Source organism: Bifidobacterium aemilianum, from assembly GCF_003315635.1.
Lineage (GTDB): Bacteria > Actinomycetota > Actinomycetes > Actinomycetales > Bifidobacteriaceae > Bifidobacterium > Bifidobacterium aemilianum.
Genome location: NZ_PDCG01000003.1, coordinates 35,343 through 51,648, shown reverse-complemented (window position 1 = coordinate 51,648; position 16,306 = coordinate 35,343). Strand labels below are relative to the sequence as shown.

The window sequence follows — 16,306 nt, the reverse complement described above, 5'->3', positions numbered from 1 at the left end:
CCCAGGGCGGGAGTGGATGGCGTTACTTGACGGAACCGGCCACCATTCCCGCAATGAAGTACTTCTGCAGGAAGAGGTAGGCCACCACCATCGGCGCTGCCGCAATCAGGGCGGCCGCAGCGGCGATGCCCAGGTTGTTGGTGTTCTCGGAGAAGAAGGAGGCCACACGAGGTGCGATGGTCTGCTTGCCTGGGTCGGTCAGAAGGTAGCTGGAAATGGCGTAGTCGTTCCACACGCCGGATCCCGTCATGATGACCACGGTGGCCGTCACTGGCTTGAGCATGGGCAGGATCAACCTGCCGAAGACCTGGATCTTGTTGGCTCCGTCAATGGTTCCGGCCTCATCAATGGCGGGCGGGATGGCCTTGATGAAGGAGGTGTAGAGGAAGACCGACAGGGGCAGGTGGGTGGCTGTCAGCACCAGGATGATGCCCCAGTAGTGGTTCACCCCGCCAATGTTGACCAGGAAGGTGTAGAGCGGCACCAGAATGCTCAATGGCGGGATCATCATCATGGACAGCACGAACCAGGAGACGAACTTGTTGAAGCGACTGACTCTGCGGGCCAGGGGGTAGGCGGCCATGGAACCCAGCAGGCAGACCAGGAGCGTGGTGCAGGCGGTGACGATGATGCTGTTGAGCACCGAAGTCAGGATGCCGCCCTCGGTGACCGCGTCGGACCAGTTGCTCCAGGCCGGGTCCTTGAGCCGTGGCACCAGGGCCGAGGACAGATCGTCCGCCGGCTTCAGGGAGGTGGTGATGGCCAGGTAGAAGGGGACCAGCTGGCAGAGCACCACCACAGCCAGGAAAAGGTAGATGGCCCAACGCCCGCGTACGTAGTCACCAGGGGAGTATGACATCTCTCGCGACTCGCGATTCTTCTTGCTCATATTGCGATCACTCCCAATCCAACTTGCTCAGGCCCTTGTTCACAATCTGCGTCACGATGATGATCATGACGAACAGGAAGACCCCGACAGCAGAGGCGTAGCCTGCCGACTGGTTGTCGAAATACATGATGCTGATGTAGGAGGAGAGCGAGTTGCTCGAGTAGCCCGGGCCGCCGTTGGTCAGCACCTTGATGGAATCGTAGAGCTTGAGTCCTCCGATGAGGTTGAGGACCACGCTGGTGGTGAAGGAGGGGGCAAGCAGGGGGAGCTGAATGTCGCAGAACATCTTCCAGCCGTGGGCTCCGTCTACCTCGGCGGCCTCAATGACCTCCGGGTCCATGGTCTGCAGACCGGCCAGGTAGATGATCATGGAGACGCCCACGAACTGGATGGCATTGACCACGGTGATGATGATGACCACCGTGTGGGCGTCGTTGAACCAGGCGACCTTCTCCATGCCAACCCAGCTGCGGATCTGGTTGAGCGCACCCTGTTGGTATTGGAAGATGAAGTAGTACATGATGCTCATGACCACAGGAGCCACCAGGGCCGGCAAGTAGATGATCGCCCTGATCACGGACTTGCCCTTGATCCTGGTGTTCAGCAGCAGGGCCAGGGCCAGGCCCAGAATCTGCTGGATGATGGTGCTGCCGATGCCGTAGATCAGCGTGTTGACCACGACGGTCAGGAAGTTGCCGTCGGTGAACATGTGTGCGTAGTTGGCCAAGCCCACGAAGGGTTTCTCGGCATTGTAGCCATCCCAGTTGGTCATGGACAGACCGATGCCTGACAGCAGGGGGTAGATCATGAAGGCCACTAGGATGACCAGGGCCGGCAGGTAAAAGAAATTGACTAGCGAACCCCTCATTTTGGAGGGGTTGCCCCTCTTGCGGGAGGGGCTGACCGTTCGGTTTTTTGCAGTCGTCATGACTCGTCAACACACCTTGGTTCAGGATTTCTTTTGTCCGTAGAGTCCGTAGAAGGAGGTCTTGACCTGCTCGGCGGCGGCGGAGGGACTGAGTTGCCCGGCGATGATGCCATCAGTGGACTTGGAGAAGTTGGAATACATGCCGCTGGGCATGTAGGTGCGGTCGAAGAAGGGCACGGTGTCGGCCCTCTTGTCGCTCACCCAGTACTTGAAGCTGTCCTCGAACTGACCCAGGGCGGAATCGACGTTCTTCAGGGCCGAATCGTTGAGGCTGACGTCCACCAGTTCCTTCATGTTGGCGGGTTCGGCCATGAAGTCCAGGAACTTGAGGGCATCCTCCTTGTGTTTGCTGGTCTTGGAGACGCCGAAGGCCAGGTCCTCGCCCTTTGAGAAGTAGGGCTTCTCCGAGGTCTCGGCGGGCACGGGCATCATGCCCAGTTTGGCGTTGGGGTTGAAGGAGCTGATCAGCTGGCCGTAGCTGTTGGCCCGCATGTAGAAGGCGGCAGAGTCGGAGGCCATGGCACGGGCCAGGTCGTCGGGTGAGGCGGAGGTGTAATCCACGTTGAAGTAGCCGGCGTCCACCCACTTCTTGACCTTGCTGGTCATCTTCTCATAGACCTTGCTATCGAACTTACCGGCCTTGAGATCCTTCTTTTCCTTGTCGCTGTAGACACCGGGAAGAATGTAATCGGCTATGTCACCGTCGATGCCACCGTCCTTGGGTGAGGCCAGCAGCGGGGTGAAGCCAGCCTCCTTGACCTTGGCCAGGGCGTCGTCGAAGGCCTCCCAGCTGGTGATGGTCCTGTAGTCCAGGCCGACCTTGTCGAGGACGGTCTTGTTGAACATGATGCCGGAGATCTGAATGTCCACCGGCAGGGCGTAGAAGTTGCCCTTGGAATCCTTGAAGATGTCGTCGCCCAGGGGCTTCATCTGCTTGGCCCAGGGGCGGTTCTGCAGGGGCTCCAGGAAGTTGCCGTAGCGGTCACGCGACCAACCGTGGGTGGACCACATGTCCGGGGGGTTGTGGCCGGCGAGCCGGACCTTGATGTCGTTCTCGTTGGTGTTGGTTCCGGTGATGACCTTGATCTTGATGTTCGGGTTCTGCTGCTCGAACTTCTTGCTCAGGCTTTGGATGGCCTTGAGTCGGGGGCTGCCGATCGCCTGCATGCTCATGAATTCGACGGTGGTGGGGCCCTCGCTCTTACCGCTACCGCAGGCGGCCAGGGATGTTAGGGATAGGGCGCAGCAGATGATCGCTGCAATTGACTTCACTTTTCTCATCATCACACCTCTTCGTGGTCTATGACTTTCTGTTCTCCGCGTTGACCGGCATCTGCGCCTTGCCCGGAGTGGGTGCCAACACCGGAAATACTACACGTGTAGATTTTAAATTGCAAAGTGCGGCTGATCTGTGCCAACAATCACGAATCCTGACTAACCATAAGATACACCAACCGCAAAGGCTCCATTCCCAATGTTTTCCAGCCCCGAGCCCAGAACGCCCCTGCCAGCCGGGACTGCGGGGCAGGGCTTGGCGTCGCTACTATCTCGTGTAGATTTATGGCTCCTCATATAATGAGGGAGGAACAAGGAAAAGCGCAAGGGAGCATGCATGGACGGCAAAGCAAGCAAGGCCACACGCAACGATGTGGCACGCCTGGCCCATGTCTCCACAGCCGTGGTCAGCTACGTCTTCAACAATGGCCCAAGACGGGTCTCACCCAGAACCGAGGCCAAGGTCCGCGAGGCGGCCGACAAGCTGAACTACAAGCCCAATCCCATCGCCCGAGCTCTGCGAACCGGCAATTCCAAGACCCTGGGAGCGGTCATCAACGACCTGACCAATCCCTTTAACGCCGGCGTCTACGAGGAGCTGGAACTCAAGGCCTCGGAACAGGGCTACTCCACCCTCTTCGCCACCACCCACGGGCGGCCGGACAAGGAACGGACCGTCATCCAACAACTCATCGACCGCAACGTCGAAGCCCTCTTCGTCTCCCCCTGCGAAAAGGTCGATATGCTGCCCAAGACCAGCGGTGACTGCCGCTTCATCGTATTCGATGTGGACCGGGAGCTTCCCGACAGCTGGACCATCTCCGCCGACTACCGCAAGGCCATGGTCCTGGGCGTGGAGCACCTGCTCGGGCATGGCCACGTCAATATCTGCCTGATCATCGGCCAGTCATACAACGGCATCAGCGACGGACGAGTGGAAGGCTGGTACGAGGCCCACCGGAACCACGGACTTCCCGTCGGACACATCGAAGGCACCAGCTTCTCACGGACCGGCGGCTACCTGGCCACCCTACGCATCCTGGACTCACCCAATCGACCCACGGCCATCTTCGCCGGTTCCGACCTGATCGCCATGGGAGCCTTACGGGCTCTGCATGAGCGCGGCATCAAGGTTCCCGAAGAGATGGCGCTCATCTCCTTCGACGGCACCATAGACTCGCAGTACATGTACCCACAACTCACCGTTCTGGAGCAGAATCCCAAGGCCCTGGCCCACCTGGCCCTCAAGGCGGCCACCGACCCTGACGCCAAACCCGGCCTGCAGCTGATGGAATCGAAACTGGTCATCCGCCAATCCTGTGGCTGCAAGTAGCGAAAGGCCCCACGCCTGCGGCCCCTCACCAAAGGAAGTCGATCAGCAGCCTGTCGACCTCCTGATTCTCATGAAGGGCACTGTGGCCGCCGTTCTTGCCGGAGATCATCTCTTCCCTGTAGGACTTCGCACGGCCGGAGACCAGGTAGCGCATGGACTGGGACGAGGCGTTGGTCAGGTTGCCATCGGAGTTGGTACCGTCGCCGATGTTGCCGTAGATGTTCAAGACATCGACGCCCTGGGGGTAGGTCTGGCGCAGGGGCAGAATGTTCTGGTAGAGCCAGTTCATCTGGTTGGGCTTGCCCTCGGCATCCAGCTTTCTGAGGTTGGGTTGGTCATCATCGCCGATGATGCCATTGAAGTTGCCGGCCAGAGCCACCTGCTTGTGCAGAAGGGGCAGGGTAGCGTCATCCGAGTAGTTGTTCAGAAAGTTCATGATGACCATGTTGCCCATGGAATGGCCCACGGCATTGTAGCTATCAAAGCGGTAGATGCCACGGGTGGCCACAATGACATTCCTGGCCCAGGCGGCGAGCGTCGTATAGTCGACATTCTTGTTGTCGACAAAATTGACCTCAACCAGGGGATTGCTGGCGCCCTTGGGTATCGTGCCCACAAAGCTCACCCCACCGCGCTCATCCACGTCGGCACGAATAACGGTCTTGGTCACGCCGGCGGCCTTGATGGCCCGGCACATCTGCTCCTCAGACCGGTAGCTGCCGTTCCACCCGTGGAAGAAGAAGGTGGGAATGGGTTCCTGGATGTACTGCTGCTGCTTGCCCTTGGATTTCGTTTCGCCAGACCGGAAGGATTCCTGGCCAGCAGGGGCCTGCGCCTTGGGTCCATGGGATCGGTCGACCGCCAGCCTGGCCCCCAGGCCCACCAGGATCAGGACCAGGAGACCGACCACAAGCAGCCGTGCCGAACCGCGCCGCTTCTTCTGTTTTTTGACACTCATGCTGACACCCCTACACCTCATGGATCATGCCGGTCCCGTTCACAGCGAACCAGGCAGTGGAAGGCCCCATCCAACTCTTTCCTGCCATACGAAATACTACAGACTCCCTTACATTTTCCCCATAGCGTGCCGCCCTGGCCAAGCCGGCAGCCGCCCTGTCTTTCTGACGCCCCAGACCGCCTCCAACCAATGACCGGCCAACCTTCTAAGCTGGAGGCATGTCGCTTGGCTTGAACATAGTGTTGGTTTTCGTCTTTCTGCTCCTGGGGTCGGTATTCTCCTGCACGGAGCTGGCCCTGGTGAGCCTGCGGGGCTCCCAGCTGGACCAGATGGAGGAGGAGGATGCCCGGGGCGCCCGGGTGGCCAAGACCGCCCGTGACCCCAACACCTTCCTCTCGACGGTGCAGATAGGCGTGACCCTGTCCGGTTTCCTGTCGGCTTCATTTGGCGAATCCGCAATCTCGCCCTCCATCGTGCCGATCGTCGAGGGCTGGGGGGTGCCCTCACGGGTGGCCGCGCCATTGACCACCGTGGTGCTGACCCTGATCATCTCCTACTGCTCCATCGTCATCTCGGAATTGGTCCCCAAGCGCATCGCCATGCAGCGCACGGAGCAGATCGCCCGGGCCACGGTGCCGGCTATTGATGCCTTCGCCAAGATCTGCCGGCCCATCATCTGGGCTCTGGGCAAGAACACCAACGGCATCGTACGGCTCCTGGGCTTCGACCCCAACGAGACCGAAAGCGAGGTCTCCGACAAGGAGCTGCGGGTCCTGGTCAACTCCAACACCAGCCTGAGCAAGGACGAGCGCACCATTCTTGACGATGTCTTCGACGCTTCGGAGACCATCGTGGCCGAGGTCATGCGCCCCAGGGCTGATGTCAGCTTCCTGGATGGAGACCAGTCCCTGGCCGACGCCGCCGCCACCGTCCGCAACCTGCCATACTCGCGCTACCCCGTCAAGGGCAACGACTTTGACGACATTCTGGGCTTCGTCCACGTCCGCGATCTTCTGGACATCCGCGACCCCAAGGCCAAGACCGTGGCCGACGTCACCCGTGAAGGCATCTCCCTGCCCGGCACCTCCAAACTCCTGCCCAGCCTGGAACTCCTACGCAAGAGGGGCATCCACCTGGCCGTAGTGATCGACGAATACGGCGGCACCGATGGCATCGTGACCCTGGAGGACATGACCGAGGAGCTGGTCGGAGACATCCGAGACGAGTACGACCTGCCCGATGGCGGCAGCGGCGAGCGCAAGGAGAAGCCGGCCTTTGTGGACGGTGTGGCACAGATCGACGGCGGTATGACCATTGAGGACTTCGCCGATCTGACCGGCATCGAGCTGGATGACGGCCCCTACGAGACGGTGGCCGGATACTTCCTTGCCCACACCGGCAGGATGGGTGCCGTGGGAGAGGTGCTGCGTTGCGACGAGGGTTATGACATGGTCGTCACCAAGGTGGATGGGCGCCGCATCGAGACCATCGAACTGCGCAGGCAGCGCACTGATGGCGGCGGGCAGGCGAAGGAACCGGCCAGCAGCAAAATGTGACTTGCGTTACATTGGCTGTTTTACGGTCTTCCCACCCCAGCGTTCACCCTGCGAACAGTGGCGGGAAGGCTTCCTGATGGCTAGACTGGAAGTGATATTTCACTGAGGAAAGGAAGATATCATGGCACTCAAGTTTTTGGTTCCCGGTCTGGATGAGGAGACTTCCGAAAAGACCATCAAGATTCTGCAAAGCCGTCTGAGCCAGGAGCAGGAGTGCGCACTGCTCCTCAAGCACGCCCATTGGAACATGGATGGCAAGGAGTTCATCGGCATCCACGAGATGATGGACCCCGAGGTCGATTCCGTCCTGGCCATGGCCGACGAGACCGCCGAGCGCCTGGCTACCCTGGGCGGGCAGGCTGATGGTCGCCCTGAGGACATCATCAAGAACCGCACCTGGAAGGGCATCGACCTGGTCGGCCGCAAGGATGCCATCGAGTACCTGAAGGCCATGAACGACTACTACACCGAGTTCATCAAGGCGGACCGTGAGGCCATCAAGCAGCTGGACGAGCTGGATGTCATCTCCTCCAACATCATTCAGGACCACGTGCAGGAGCTCGAGCACTTCCAGTGGTTCATGAGGTCCCACCTGATCTGATATATCTTCGCCCACAAGGCAAGAGAGAGGGCCCTGGCAATGCAAGCCGGGGCCCTTGTGTTTCCTCATACACATCAATGGGTAAGACCAGGCAGATGTATCAAGTTCCAGGTTTACCTCAGCAACTGCAGGGCAGCGCAGGGACATCTTCCATCGCGGACGACCTACCCACAACCGTCAATCAGGACTGACGGAAGACCTTGGTGTAGGAGCCCTCGGCCCTGGGCCGGACCACAATCTGATCAATGTCGACCCTGTCGGGCTGAGCCAGAGCCCAGGCGGCACAGTCGGCCACATCATCGGCGGTCAGGGGGGATGGCACGCCCTGGTAGACCGAGGCTGCCTTGGACCGGTCACCGCCGAAGCGCTTGAGGGAGAACTCCTCGGTCTGGACCATGCCTGGTGCGATGTCGATGACCCTTAGGGGCTGGCCGATCTGCTCCAGCCTCAGGACCCGGGCCATAATCCGTTCGGCTGACTTGGACGCGCAGTAGCCGGCCCCACCCTCGTAAGGCTCAATGCCGGCCGTAGAGGAAATGATGAGGACGGTGCCGCCACCCTGGTTGGCAGCCGTGTCCTTGAGGGCAGGCAGCAGCTTCTGGGTGATGCGCAGGGTACCCAACACATTCAGCTCGTACATCTGCCGCCAGTCATCAAGACTGGCCGAAGCCACCGGGTCCTTACCCCTGGCAGCACCGGAGCAGTTGACCAAGGCCTTGACCGGCCCAGCCGCCAGTATCGCATCAACGGCTGCCTGGGTGGATTCCTCATCGGTTATGTCACAGACCTGATAGGAACAGGCTCCGCCCAGCTGGGTAGCCAGGGCCTTGAGCCGGTCCTCCCGACGGGCCAGGGCCACCACCTGCCAGCCTTCGGCCACCAAGCGGCGGGTAGTAGCCTGGCCAATGCCCGAGGAGGCGCCCGTCACCACCACACGCTTGGTCATATCAGTGCCATTCCTATCCTGCATATCGTCACTCACCTGTCTCGACTCCTTAGTGCGAAGGGCTGCTATCTGCTGCTTCCAAGAGTACTCAGTATCCCTGGGCCAGGGACCGCAGGTCCGCAGGGAACAACCTGTGCCTGCAACCCTGCCAGCTGACAAAAAACCGGTCGGGGGACTGCCTGAAAGCTACCAGACCATCTGTTGGTTGAGCTCCCGCCGCAGCTGCCGCCAGCCGGGCAGGTAGGAGTCCATACGAGCTTGAAAGCCTGGTCCGTGGCCATTCTCCCAAAGGTGGGTCAGCTCGTGGACCAGCACATATTCCAGAAAGCGCTCATCCATGAGACCCAGTTGCAGGTTCAAACGGATCCGCCCGGTCCTGGGTGTGCAGGACCCCCAGCGAGAAGTCATCACCCGCAGGGTGATATGACTGGGCCGGCGCCCCACAACCGCACCCCACCTGGCCAGGAGGTCAGGCAGCTTGGCCTCAATGTGGGCCTGGGCCTGGGCCCTGCGCTCTGGGGTCCACTCGAAATCACGGCACCCACCGGCTTCTGGTCCTTCCATCATGGTCGCCAAGCGTCGTTCCTGGGCGTGTATCCAGTCCGCTCGCTGCCCGACGAAGTCCGCGATTCCCCGGTCGCTGATCCGAGCGGGTGCCGACAACTCAACGTAACTGCCGGCTCCCTCCACGGAGCCCTGGCCTTCATTCAGGGTCCTCCTGCTGAGAGGCTTGACCCGCAGGTACATGTTGCGTATGCGCTTGCGCACCACCTGGACCTTGATGCCATCCACGTCAAGCTCATAGGAGGCCAGCTGCTGCCCAAGGCCGGTACGAGAGCGCTTAGCCGTTGGTCTGGGGTGGGAGGGGAACATATTCACGCCTCCATTGTGCCAGCTCCTGCAAGCTCCACAAGCTGTGGCCCCGTATGTGTTCACAACACACGCACGGAGGCAAATTGACTATTCCACAGGAACTGGTATTCTAACTGTTTGTGCGCTTTTGCGTATGGATCGGGCCCGTAGCTCAGCTGGTTAGAGCGCATCCCTGATAAGGATGAGGTCGGAGGTTCAAGTCCTCCCGGGCCCACGTGGAAATCGCGGTTCTCATCTGGGGCCGCTATTTTTTACGGGGCTATGGCGCAGCTGGTAGCGCATCTGCTTTGCAAGCAGAGGGTCGCCGGTTCGAACCCGGCTAGCTCCACTTCAACGTTCTTGCCCTGTCACTCCTGAGTGCCATTTCATTCCCCCTGTTGCCAGGGGTCTAAGCGTTATGCCATTGGCAGGGATCAGGGGGTTATACGCCAAAATGTGTGTTCGTTAGTCGGTGTTGTTGGACATATAGGAACTAAACGCTTTGTTTTGGGTTATACGCCGAATTGTATGGGTCAGTCTGTGCTGTTGGGGTTCAACCCCCGTCGGACGTCTATCAGGGCCCATAAGTCCCTAGCCCCCCATAACCCATAACCCCACACCATCCTGATCCCAAGGCCTATAGTCCCCTCGCCCTAAATGTCATAAAACACTCGCTTCAGACACTTTCACGCGTATTTTGTGACATTTAACAGATTCCCCATACCACTTACCAACAAGCCCACCCCACTGACACAAGAGCTCGCACACCACAAACGCACACATTTTGGCGTATACCCCGGGATCAGCCGGCAATCGTGCCCCCTGTCCGCCGCTTGCCAGCGCTGGGTGACCTCCCCTGCCGGGAAGCGGATATACACACGAAATCGGCACTATTCCGCCAATCCCACCACTGAATCTTCACCGATGAGCGGTCAAACGTGGATGAGTCGTAACGGTCCAACTGGGGTATGCCTCTTATGAGCCCTCCATCTGTAGAGTCATAGCAACTTTGCCAATATGGAACGCTCAAAGAAAGAGGCACTCAAATTACTAGCGCAAACTCCACACCATCACTCAGGGCGGCCATGAAACCCTGGCTGATCTTCATCAGCTGCTGCCTGCTGTCTTTCGTTGGCTACGGTCTTATCGTCAATACTCCTGGCCTCTATTACCCGATTCTCTCCCAGCAGCTTGGGGTCAACCGCACCAAGATCGCCTTTGCCTCCACCATCATGAATCTGACGGGCGCCGCGACCATGCTCTTCGCCGGCAAGCTCCTCAAGCACGTCGACTCCCGCCTGCTCATCAGCATCTGCATCCTGGCCTGCTCCGCCATCTTTCTGAGCCAGTCCTTCTTCACCCAGCTCTGGCAGTTCTACCTGTCCTTCGCGCTACTGGGCGTGGCCTACGTGATTCCGGTGACCCTGGCTCCCAGCGTGCTGCTGTCCAACTGGTTCAATGACAAATTGGGTTTGGTCATGGGGATTGCCTTGGGACTGAGCGGCTTGGGCGGCATGGTCTTCAACCCGGTGGTCTCCGCCTGGATCGTAGACCTGGGTTGGCGGCCGGCCTACCAGCTGACCGGACTGCTGCTGGCCGTGTGCATCCTGCCCTTCTCGATTCTGGTCATGCGGTTCATGCCCAACACCAGCAAGGGTGAGCACATGTATGGTGCGGTGTCTGCGGGGCAGCCTGCCGCAGACCAGCAGGAACCAGACCAGCAGACCAAGCAAACCAAGCAGACCGAATCGGAGATTCCCGGCATGGCGGCCACCAAAGCCTACAGGACGCCGACCTTCCTGCTCCTGATTGCCTGCTTCGTGCTCCTGCAGTGGGCCACCGGCATGGTCCAGCATGTGGCCGGCTACGAGACCTCCCGCGGTATGGGCCTGAAGGACGGGGCCCTGGTGGTCTCCGGCATCATGCTGGGAGCCGCCATCGGTAAGGCCAGCATCGGCTTCTTCCTTGACCGTTTCAAGACCGAGCCGGTCGTGCTCGTCTACTGTGCCCTGGGACTCGGCGGCTGGGCCCTCATGATCCTGGCCACCTCCCCCACCCCCTCGACCATCGCCGGCGGCCTGGCCGGACTGGGCCAGGGCGTGCTCCTGGTGGCCCTGCCCTGGTTGACCCGCAAGGCCTTCGGCCAGCGCGACTATGCCGAGATCCTCAGCATCCTGACCATGTCCGGAGTCCTGTCGGTGGCCCTGGCCAACACGGTCAACGGCGGCATCTTCGACCTCACCGGCTCCTACCTGCCAGCCCTGCTGATCAACCTGGTCTGCTACGTCCTGGCCGCAGCCGCCTCCATCACCGCCTACCGCCTGCGCCCGCAGATTCATGAGCAGTGATCCCCGCTGATCGCAGCTACGGCATGCGCCACCCACTGCATTCCCCAGAGTGATGGACTCACCCTGGGGAATGCTCGCAATCTAGGCGAACACTCTTGTCAGAGCCCTGGCGGTCCTCTAGACTTGTATAGATACTTGTCAGATCACCATCGAATGTCAACATAAGAGACTGGGTTGGAGCACTACACCATGGGCGGATTCAAGGCACTGAAAACCAAGGACCTGGTCAATATTGGCATCTACACGGCCCTCTACTTCGTCTGCATGGGCCTGGCGGAGGGGCTGACCACCCTGGTCACCGGTCTGGTCCTGCCCGGCTACGCTTCGATTCTGGTGCCCTGCATGGTGGGTCTGTTCGCCGGGCCGGTCTACATGCTCCTGTGCCAGAAGGTGCCCAAGTTCGGCGCCATCTCGATTCTCGGCACGGTCATGGGCCTCTTCTTCCTGGTCTCCGGCCATTTCGCCCTGTCCTTCTTCCCCTACATCATCTGCGGGGTCCTGGCAGACCTCCTTCAGACCGTCGTAGGCAAAAGCCGTAGCACCCCCATGCTCTACCTCAGCTACCTGGTGCTCACCTTCGGCGCCACAGGGCCGGTGCTGCCCCTCTGGTTCATGAAGGGCGCCTATGTGGCCAGCCTCCAGAAGCGGGGCAAGGACGGGACCTACATCAACAATCTCTTCGCCCACATCGACAGCATCACCCTGCTGGCCCTGCTGGTGTTCACCCTTGCCGGCGGGCTGATTGGTGCCTACATTGGCAAGCGACTGGTAGACAAGCACTTCAAGCCCGCAGCGGGCCCGCAAGCCGGGCAGGCGGTTCAGACCACCACTGCGGCCGCACCTGCCGCAGGCGCCGGCAGTCAAGGCCTGCCAGCCCCCCAATCCCAGGCCGGGACCGACGAATGAGGCCCAGCCAGGAATGAGGCCCCTCTGCATCTACACGAAGTTCGCCCTGGTCGTCTTCTCCAACGCCCTGCTCTTCGTCACCCTGCCGGACTGGTTGAACATCATCATCTGCTGCTACCTATGCGCCCTCCTCGCCCTATCCGGCAAGGTCCGCAGCTGCCTGAAATGGCTGCTGGTATGCGCGGTGTTCGCCCTGGGCAACGCCCTGGCCTTCCTCTACCCGGACAATATCGCCGGCCACTACCTGCTCTTTGTCTTCGCGGGTTTCGGCAAGTTGCTGCCCGTGGTGCTGGTGGGTGCCCTGATCATGACCACCACCAAGACCTCCGAACTCATGGTCGGGCTGCGTGGACTCCACCTGCCCCGGTGGATCATCATCCCCACTTCGGTGCTCTTCCGCTTTTTCCCCACCATCATCCATGACTACCGGCAGATTCGCGCGGCCATGAGATTCCGCGGCATAGCCGTGACCGCCGCCGACATGCTCCTGCACCCCTTGAGAACCATGGAATACATCTACATTCCCCTGCTCAACAATGCCTCCACCGTGGCCAATGACCTCACATCGGCCGCCCTGACCCGGGGAATCACCAATCCAAAGCCCAAAACCTCCCTCTACCAGGTGACCTTCTCCTGGGTTGACGCGGTGGTTCTGGCCCTTGGCTGCCTGCTGACGGGGGTGGCCTTCCATGCTTGACCTCGATGCCATCAGTTTCAGCTACCAGGGGCAGCCCTCCCCCTCTCTGGACCGGGTCAGCCTGCATGCCGGCAGGGGGCAGCTGCTGGTGCTCAGCGGCAGAAGCGGCTGCGGAAAGACCACCGTCTCACGGGTGGTCAACGGGCTGATCCCCGAGCTCTTCGAGGGTAGCCTGACCGGCTCCTGCACCCTGGCCGATGAGACCACGGCAGGCATGCCCATCTACCGGCTTTCGGAGGAGGTCGGCTCGGTCTTCCAGAATCCAAAGACCCAGTTCTTCACCACCGATGTCCGCAGCGAACTGGCCTTCCCCATGGAGAACGTGGGAAAATCCCGAGCGGAGATCCAGGAGCGCATCGGGGCCGTCGCCTCCCTCTTCGGCGTTGAGCAGCTGCTGGACCGGAGCATGTTCTCCCTGTCCGGCGGGCAGAAGCAGATGGTGGCCATCGCCTCCTCGGTCATGCTGGACCCCAAGATCCTCCTCCTGGATGAGCCCTCCTCGAACCTGGATAGTAAATCCATCGACTCTCTGGCCGCCCTTCTGGGCCGACTCAAGGCCTCCGGGCTGACCATCCTGGTGATCGAGCACCGTCTCTACTACCTGAGGGACCTGGCCGACCGCTTCATCATCATCGACCAGGGTCAGGTCATCAGGGACCTGACGGCCGGGCAGATGGCGGCCATGGGCCGGCAGGAACGTGAGGAGTTGGGCCTGCGGGCCCTGAATGCCGACCAGGTCGGGAAAGTCTCGGGTGCGCCGAGCGCAGGCCAATCAGCCATCGCGGGCTTCAGCCACCCATCCACCAGGAGCACCGGCGGCAGGCCACAGAGCGAACAGCCATCAACCGAACCGTCACCGGCAGGGCCCGGCACTCGACTACATATCAGCAAGCTGACCTTCCGGTACAAGTCCAGCCCTGACCTGGCCCTGGACATTCCCGACCTGACCCTGACCAACCAGGAGGTCACCGGCATCATCGGCCGCAACGGGGCCGGCAAAAGCACCCTCGCCAAAGTTCTGACCGGGCTGGTCAAGCCCGACAGACAGTCAGGCTTCATCCTTGACGACCAAACCCAAGACCGCAAGGAACTGACCAGGAACTCCTTCCTGGTCTTTCAGGATGTCAACTACCAACTCTTCTGCGAGAGCGTGGAGAAGGAGCTGGCCCTGGGGGCACAGGTGAGCGAGGGCCCCCTCACGGCACCGGTCCTCCTCCATGTGGCCGAGCAACTGAACCTTCAGGACCTGCTGGCACGCAATCCCAACAGCCTCTCCGGCGGGGAGAAGCAGCGGGTGGCGGTCGGCTGCGCGGTCACCTCCGGCAAGCGACTGATCGTTCTGGATGAGCCCACCAGTGGCCTGGACCTCTACCATATGAACCAGGTGACCCAAGCCATCGCCTATCTGCACAGCCTGGGTGACATCGTCCTCATCATCTCCCATGATCGAGAGTTCCTGCAGCAAACCTGCCAGCGCTTCCTCACCCTCGACCGGGGCCGTATCGTCAATGACAGCAGCAGCCAGGACAGGTAAGGCAGCAGGTCTCAGCCGACTGCCGGCGAGCCAGACGCAGGGCCCACACGGCGGTCAGTCTGCGACCCAACCGGCAGGTTAATCTGTGATTTAACTGCGGCCCAACCGGCGGCCAGTCTGCGGCTCAGTCGGTGAAGACGTACTGGTCCATCCGCTCAAAGGCCTCCTTGACCCGGCTCAAGGGCAGGGCCAGGTTCATGCGAATGGCACAGGCGGCCTTGAACTGACGGCCATCCTGAACAGCCACACCGACCCGCCAGCAGCGCTTGAGCAACTCGTCAAGGCTCACGCCATGCTCCTGGCACCATTGGCTGCAGTCCACAAACAGCATGTAGGTGCCCTGGGGCTTGGAGACCTCCAGGCCCTTGAAGTGGGCCCCTATGTACTCGCAGGCATAGTCGACATTGCCCGTCAACACCTGGCGCAGCTCCTCCAGCCACTGGCCGCCCTCCGGCTTGTAGGCGCCGATCAGGGCGTACATGGACAGGAGGTTCATCTCGTTGTAGTGGGGCTTGCTGCTCTTGGAGACCACACGGTCGCGCAGGTAAGGGTTGTAGATGATGTGGTAGCTGCCCACCAATCCGGCCAAGTTAAAGGTCTTGCTGGGCGCATAGAGGGCAACGGTACGGTTGCGGGCGTCCTCGGAGACCGATTGGGTGGGGGTGTGCTTGCCGCCGGCCAGAATGAGGTCGGACCAGATCTCGTCGGAAATCACCAGGCAGTCATTGGCCTTGTAGACCTCCATGGCCTTCTTGATCTCCCACTCTTCCCAGACACGGCCACAGGGGTTGTGGGGGCTGCAGAAGACGGCCACATGGATGTTCTCCGCCTTGAGCTTCCTGTCCATGTCCTCGTAATCCATCCTCCACACACCCTGGGCATCCTTGACCAGGGGGCTGTGGACGATGCGGTAGCCGTTGTTCTCGATGGATGCGGTGAAGCCCACGTAGGTGGGGCTATGGAGGAGGACCGCGTCACCGGGTGCGGCAAAGGAGGTCAGGGCCGAGATGAGACCACCTAGAACACCGTTCTCATAGCCGATGCCTTCGCGGGTCAGGCCGTTGACCCCGTTGCGGGTCCGCTGCCAGTTGATGATGGCATCGAAGTACTCGTCCCGGGGCTCGAAGTAGCCATAGCATGGGTGCTTGGCCCGCTCGATGATGGCTTCGGGGATGGTGGGGACCGTGGCGAAGTTCATGTCGGCCACCCACATGGGGATGACATCAAACCCATCCTGGGGCGGCTCCGGAGCGAAACCGGGCTCGGTTCCCAATCCATCCACTGCGATGGAGTCCATGCCATGCCGGTCAATGATCGAGGTGAAATCGTAGGTCATCATCTTCTCTTTTCTCAATTCGTACTGAAACCGTTGCCATCAGCCCTGCCGCCGCCCGGATGTCCACCAGCCCAGCTCGGGTGCTCACCGCAAGCCGACAGCATCTCCCTTGATGCTATACCGACTGACCGGCGAGCGCTGTATCAG

14 protein-coding genes and 2 tRNA genes are annotated in these 16,306 nt (G+C 60.7%); 9 read left to right on the top strand and 7 right to left on the bottom strand.

All coding sequences use genetic code 11. The annotated features are described in order from the left end of the window. Positions 1-22: 22 nt before the first annotated feature. Genes CRD60_RS04035 through CRD60_RS04025 form a run of 3 tightly spaced genes read right to left on the bottom strand, consistent with a single transcriptional unit; the run spans position 23 to position 3,101 of the window. Complete coding sequence (locus tag CRD60_RS04035) at positions 23-889, bottom strand: carbohydrate ABC transporter permease (RefSeq protein ID WP_113860027.1); 867 nt, start codon at positions 887-889, stop codon at positions 23-25. A gap of 7 nt (positions 890-896) precedes the next feature. Beyond that, entirely contained in the window at positions 897-1,817 is a 921-nt protein-coding gene (locus CRD60_RS04030) for a carbohydrate ABC transporter permease (protein WP_113860026.1), read from the bottom strand. A 21-nt stretch (positions 1,818-1,838) separates the two neighbouring features. Next, positions 1,839-3,101, bottom strand: a complete 1,263-nt coding sequence (locus CRD60_RS04025) for an ABC transporter substrate-binding protein (protein WP_236630825.1) — start codon at positions 3,099-3,101, stop codon at positions 1,839-1,841. Positions 3,102-3,429: 328 nt separating this feature from the next. Here CRD60_RS04025 and CRD60_RS04020 point away from each other — a divergent pair, with 328 nt between their 5' ends. After that, complete coding sequence (locus tag CRD60_RS04020) at positions 3,430-4,425, top strand: LacI family DNA-binding transcriptional regulator (protein WP_113860025.1); 996 nt, start codon at positions 3,430-3,432, stop codon at positions 4,423-4,425. A 25-nt stretch (positions 4,426-4,450) separates the two neighbouring features. Here CRD60_RS04020 and CRD60_RS04015 read toward each other — a convergent pair whose 3' ends face one another. Next, positions 4,451-5,383 (bottom strand): alpha/beta hydrolase, encoded by a 933-nt coding sequence (locus CRD60_RS04015; protein ID WP_113860024.1) that lies wholly within the window; start codon positions 5,381-5,383, stop codon positions 4,451-4,453. A 218-nt stretch (positions 5,384-5,601) separates the two neighbouring features. Here CRD60_RS04015 and CRD60_RS04010 point away from each other — a divergent pair, with 218 nt between their 5' ends. Continuing rightward, on the top strand, positions 5,602-6,939 hold the full coding sequence (locus tag CRD60_RS04010; RefSeq protein ID WP_113860023.1) for a hemolysin family protein: 1,338 nt from the start codon (positions 5,602-5,604) through the stop codon (positions 6,937-6,939). Between the two features lie 121 nt (positions 6,940-7,060). Then, positions 7,061-7,540 carry a Dps family protein gene (locus CRD60_RS04005; protein WP_113860022.1) on the top strand — a complete coding sequence of 160 codons (480 nt, stop codon included), beginning with the start codon at positions 7,061-7,063 and terminating at the stop codon, positions 7,538-7,540. Positions 7,541-7,721: 181 nt separating this feature from the next. Here CRD60_RS04005 and CRD60_RS04000 read toward each other — a convergent pair whose 3' ends face one another. Further along, a complete protein-coding gene (locus tag CRD60_RS04000) occupies positions 7,722-8,522 on the bottom strand; it encodes an SDR family oxidoreductase (protein ID WP_236630824.1) in 801 nt (266 codons plus the stop codon). A 150-nt stretch (positions 8,523-8,672) separates the two neighbouring features. Continuing rightward, positions 8,673-9,233, bottom strand: coding sequence for a SprT-like domain-containing protein (locus CRD60_RS03995; protein ID WP_407923170.1), 561 nt, complete (start codon positions 9,231-9,233; stop codon positions 8,673-8,675). A 266-nt stretch (positions 9,234-9,499) separates the two neighbouring features. Here CRD60_RS03995 and CRD60_RS03990 point away from each other — a divergent pair. The 6 genes from CRD60_RS03990 to CRD60_RS03965 all read left to right on the top strand — a co-directional run bounded on the left by CRD60_RS03990 (position 9,500) and on the right by CRD60_RS03965 (position 14,823). Next, positions 9,500-9,573 (top strand) — tRNA-Ile (locus CRD60_RS03990). A gap of 41 nt (positions 9,574-9,614) precedes the next feature. After that, positions 9,615-9,687, top strand: a tRNA-Ala gene (locus CRD60_RS03985). Positions 9,688-10,423: 736 nt separating this feature from the next. Continuing rightward, complete coding sequence (locus CRD60_RS03980) at positions 10,424-11,686, top strand: MFS transporter (protein ID WP_201737202.1); 1,263 nt, start codon at positions 10,424-10,426, stop codon at positions 11,684-11,686. A 189-nt stretch (positions 11,687-11,875) separates the two neighbouring features. Further along, a complete protein-coding gene (locus tag CRD60_RS03975) occupies positions 11,876-12,592 on the top strand; it encodes an MptD family putative ECF transporter S component (protein WP_113860207.1) in 717 nt (238 codons plus the stop codon). 13 nt (positions 12,593-12,605) lie between these two features. Beyond that, positions 12,606-13,289 carry an energy-coupling factor transporter transmembrane component T family protein gene (locus CRD60_RS03970; protein ID WP_113860021.1) on the top strand — a complete coding sequence of 228 codons (684 nt, stop codon included), beginning with the start codon at positions 12,606-12,608 and terminating at the stop codon, positions 13,287-13,289. Then, positions 13,282-14,823 (top strand): ABC transporter ATP-binding protein, encoded by a 1,542-nt coding sequence (locus CRD60_RS03965; protein ID WP_113860020.1) that lies wholly within the window; start codon positions 13,282-13,284, stop codon positions 14,821-14,823. The genes CRD60_RS03970 and CRD60_RS03965 overlap by 8 nt, the downstream gene beginning before the upstream one ends. Positions 14,824-14,947: 124 nt before the next feature. Here CRD60_RS03965 and CRD60_RS03960 read toward each other — a convergent pair whose 3' ends face one another. Beyond that, positions 14,948-16,159 (bottom strand): MalY/PatB family protein, encoded by a 1,212-nt coding sequence (locus CRD60_RS03960; RefSeq protein ID WP_113860206.1) that lies wholly within the window; start codon positions 16,157-16,159, stop codon positions 14,948-14,950. Positions 16,160-16,306 lie beyond the last annotated feature (147 nt).

What these genes read in the sequence shown, in the direction of transcription:
- CRD60_RS03970 (WP_113860021.1), top strand. Translation starts at nt 12,606, where the DNA reads ATGAGGCCCCTCTGCATCTACACGAAGTTCGCCCTGGTCGTCTTCTCC.
- CRD60_RS04035 (WP_113860027.1), bottom strand. Translation starts at nt 889, where the DNA reads ATGAGCAAGAAGAATCGCGAGTCGCGAGAGATGTCATACTCCCCTGGT.
- CRD60_RS03995 (WP_407923170.1), bottom strand. Translation starts at nt 9,233, where the DNA reads ATGTACCTGCGGGTCAAGCCTCTCAGCAGGAGGACCCTGAATGAAGGC.
- CRD60_RS03980 (WP_201737202.1), top strand. Translation starts at nt 10,424, where the DNA reads ATGAAACCCTGGCTGATCTTCATCAGCTGCTGCCTGCTGTCTTTCGTT.
- CRD60_RS04025 (WP_236630825.1), bottom strand. Translation starts at nt 3,101, where the DNA reads ATGATGAGAAAAGTGAAGTCAATTGCAGCGATCATCTGCTGCGCCCTA.
- CRD60_RS03975 (WP_113860207.1), top strand. Translation starts at nt 11,876, where the DNA reads ATGGGCGGATTCAAGGCACTGAAAACCAAGGACCTGGTCAATATTGGC.
- CRD60_RS04005 (WP_113860022.1), top strand. Translation starts at nt 7,061, where the DNA reads ATGGCACTCAAGTTTTTGGTTCCCGGTCTGGATGAGGAGACTTCCGAA.
- CRD60_RS04010 (WP_113860023.1), top strand. Translation starts at nt 5,602, where the DNA reads ATGTCGCTTGGCTTGAACATAGTGTTGGTTTTCGTCTTTCTGCTCCTG.
- CRD60_RS04020 (WP_113860025.1), top strand. Translation starts at nt 3,430, where the DNA reads ATGGACGGCAAAGCAAGCAAGGCCACACGCAACGATGTGGCACGCCTG.
- CRD60_RS03965 (WP_113860020.1), top strand. Translation starts at nt 13,282, where the DNA reads ATGCTTGACCTCGATGCCATCAGTTTCAGCTACCAGGGGCAGCCCTCC.
- CRD60_RS04030 (WP_113860026.1), bottom strand. Translation starts at nt 1,817, where the DNA reads ATGACGACTGCAAAAAACCGAACGGTCAGCCCCTCCCGCAAGAGGGGC.
- CRD60_RS04015 (WP_113860024.1), bottom strand. Translation starts at nt 5,383, where the DNA reads ATGAGTGTCAAAAAACAGAAGAAGCGGCGCGGTTCGGCACGGCTGCTT.
- CRD60_RS03960 (WP_113860206.1), bottom strand. Translation starts at nt 16,159, where the DNA reads ATGACCTACGATTTCACCTCGATCATTGACCGGCATGGCATGGACTCC.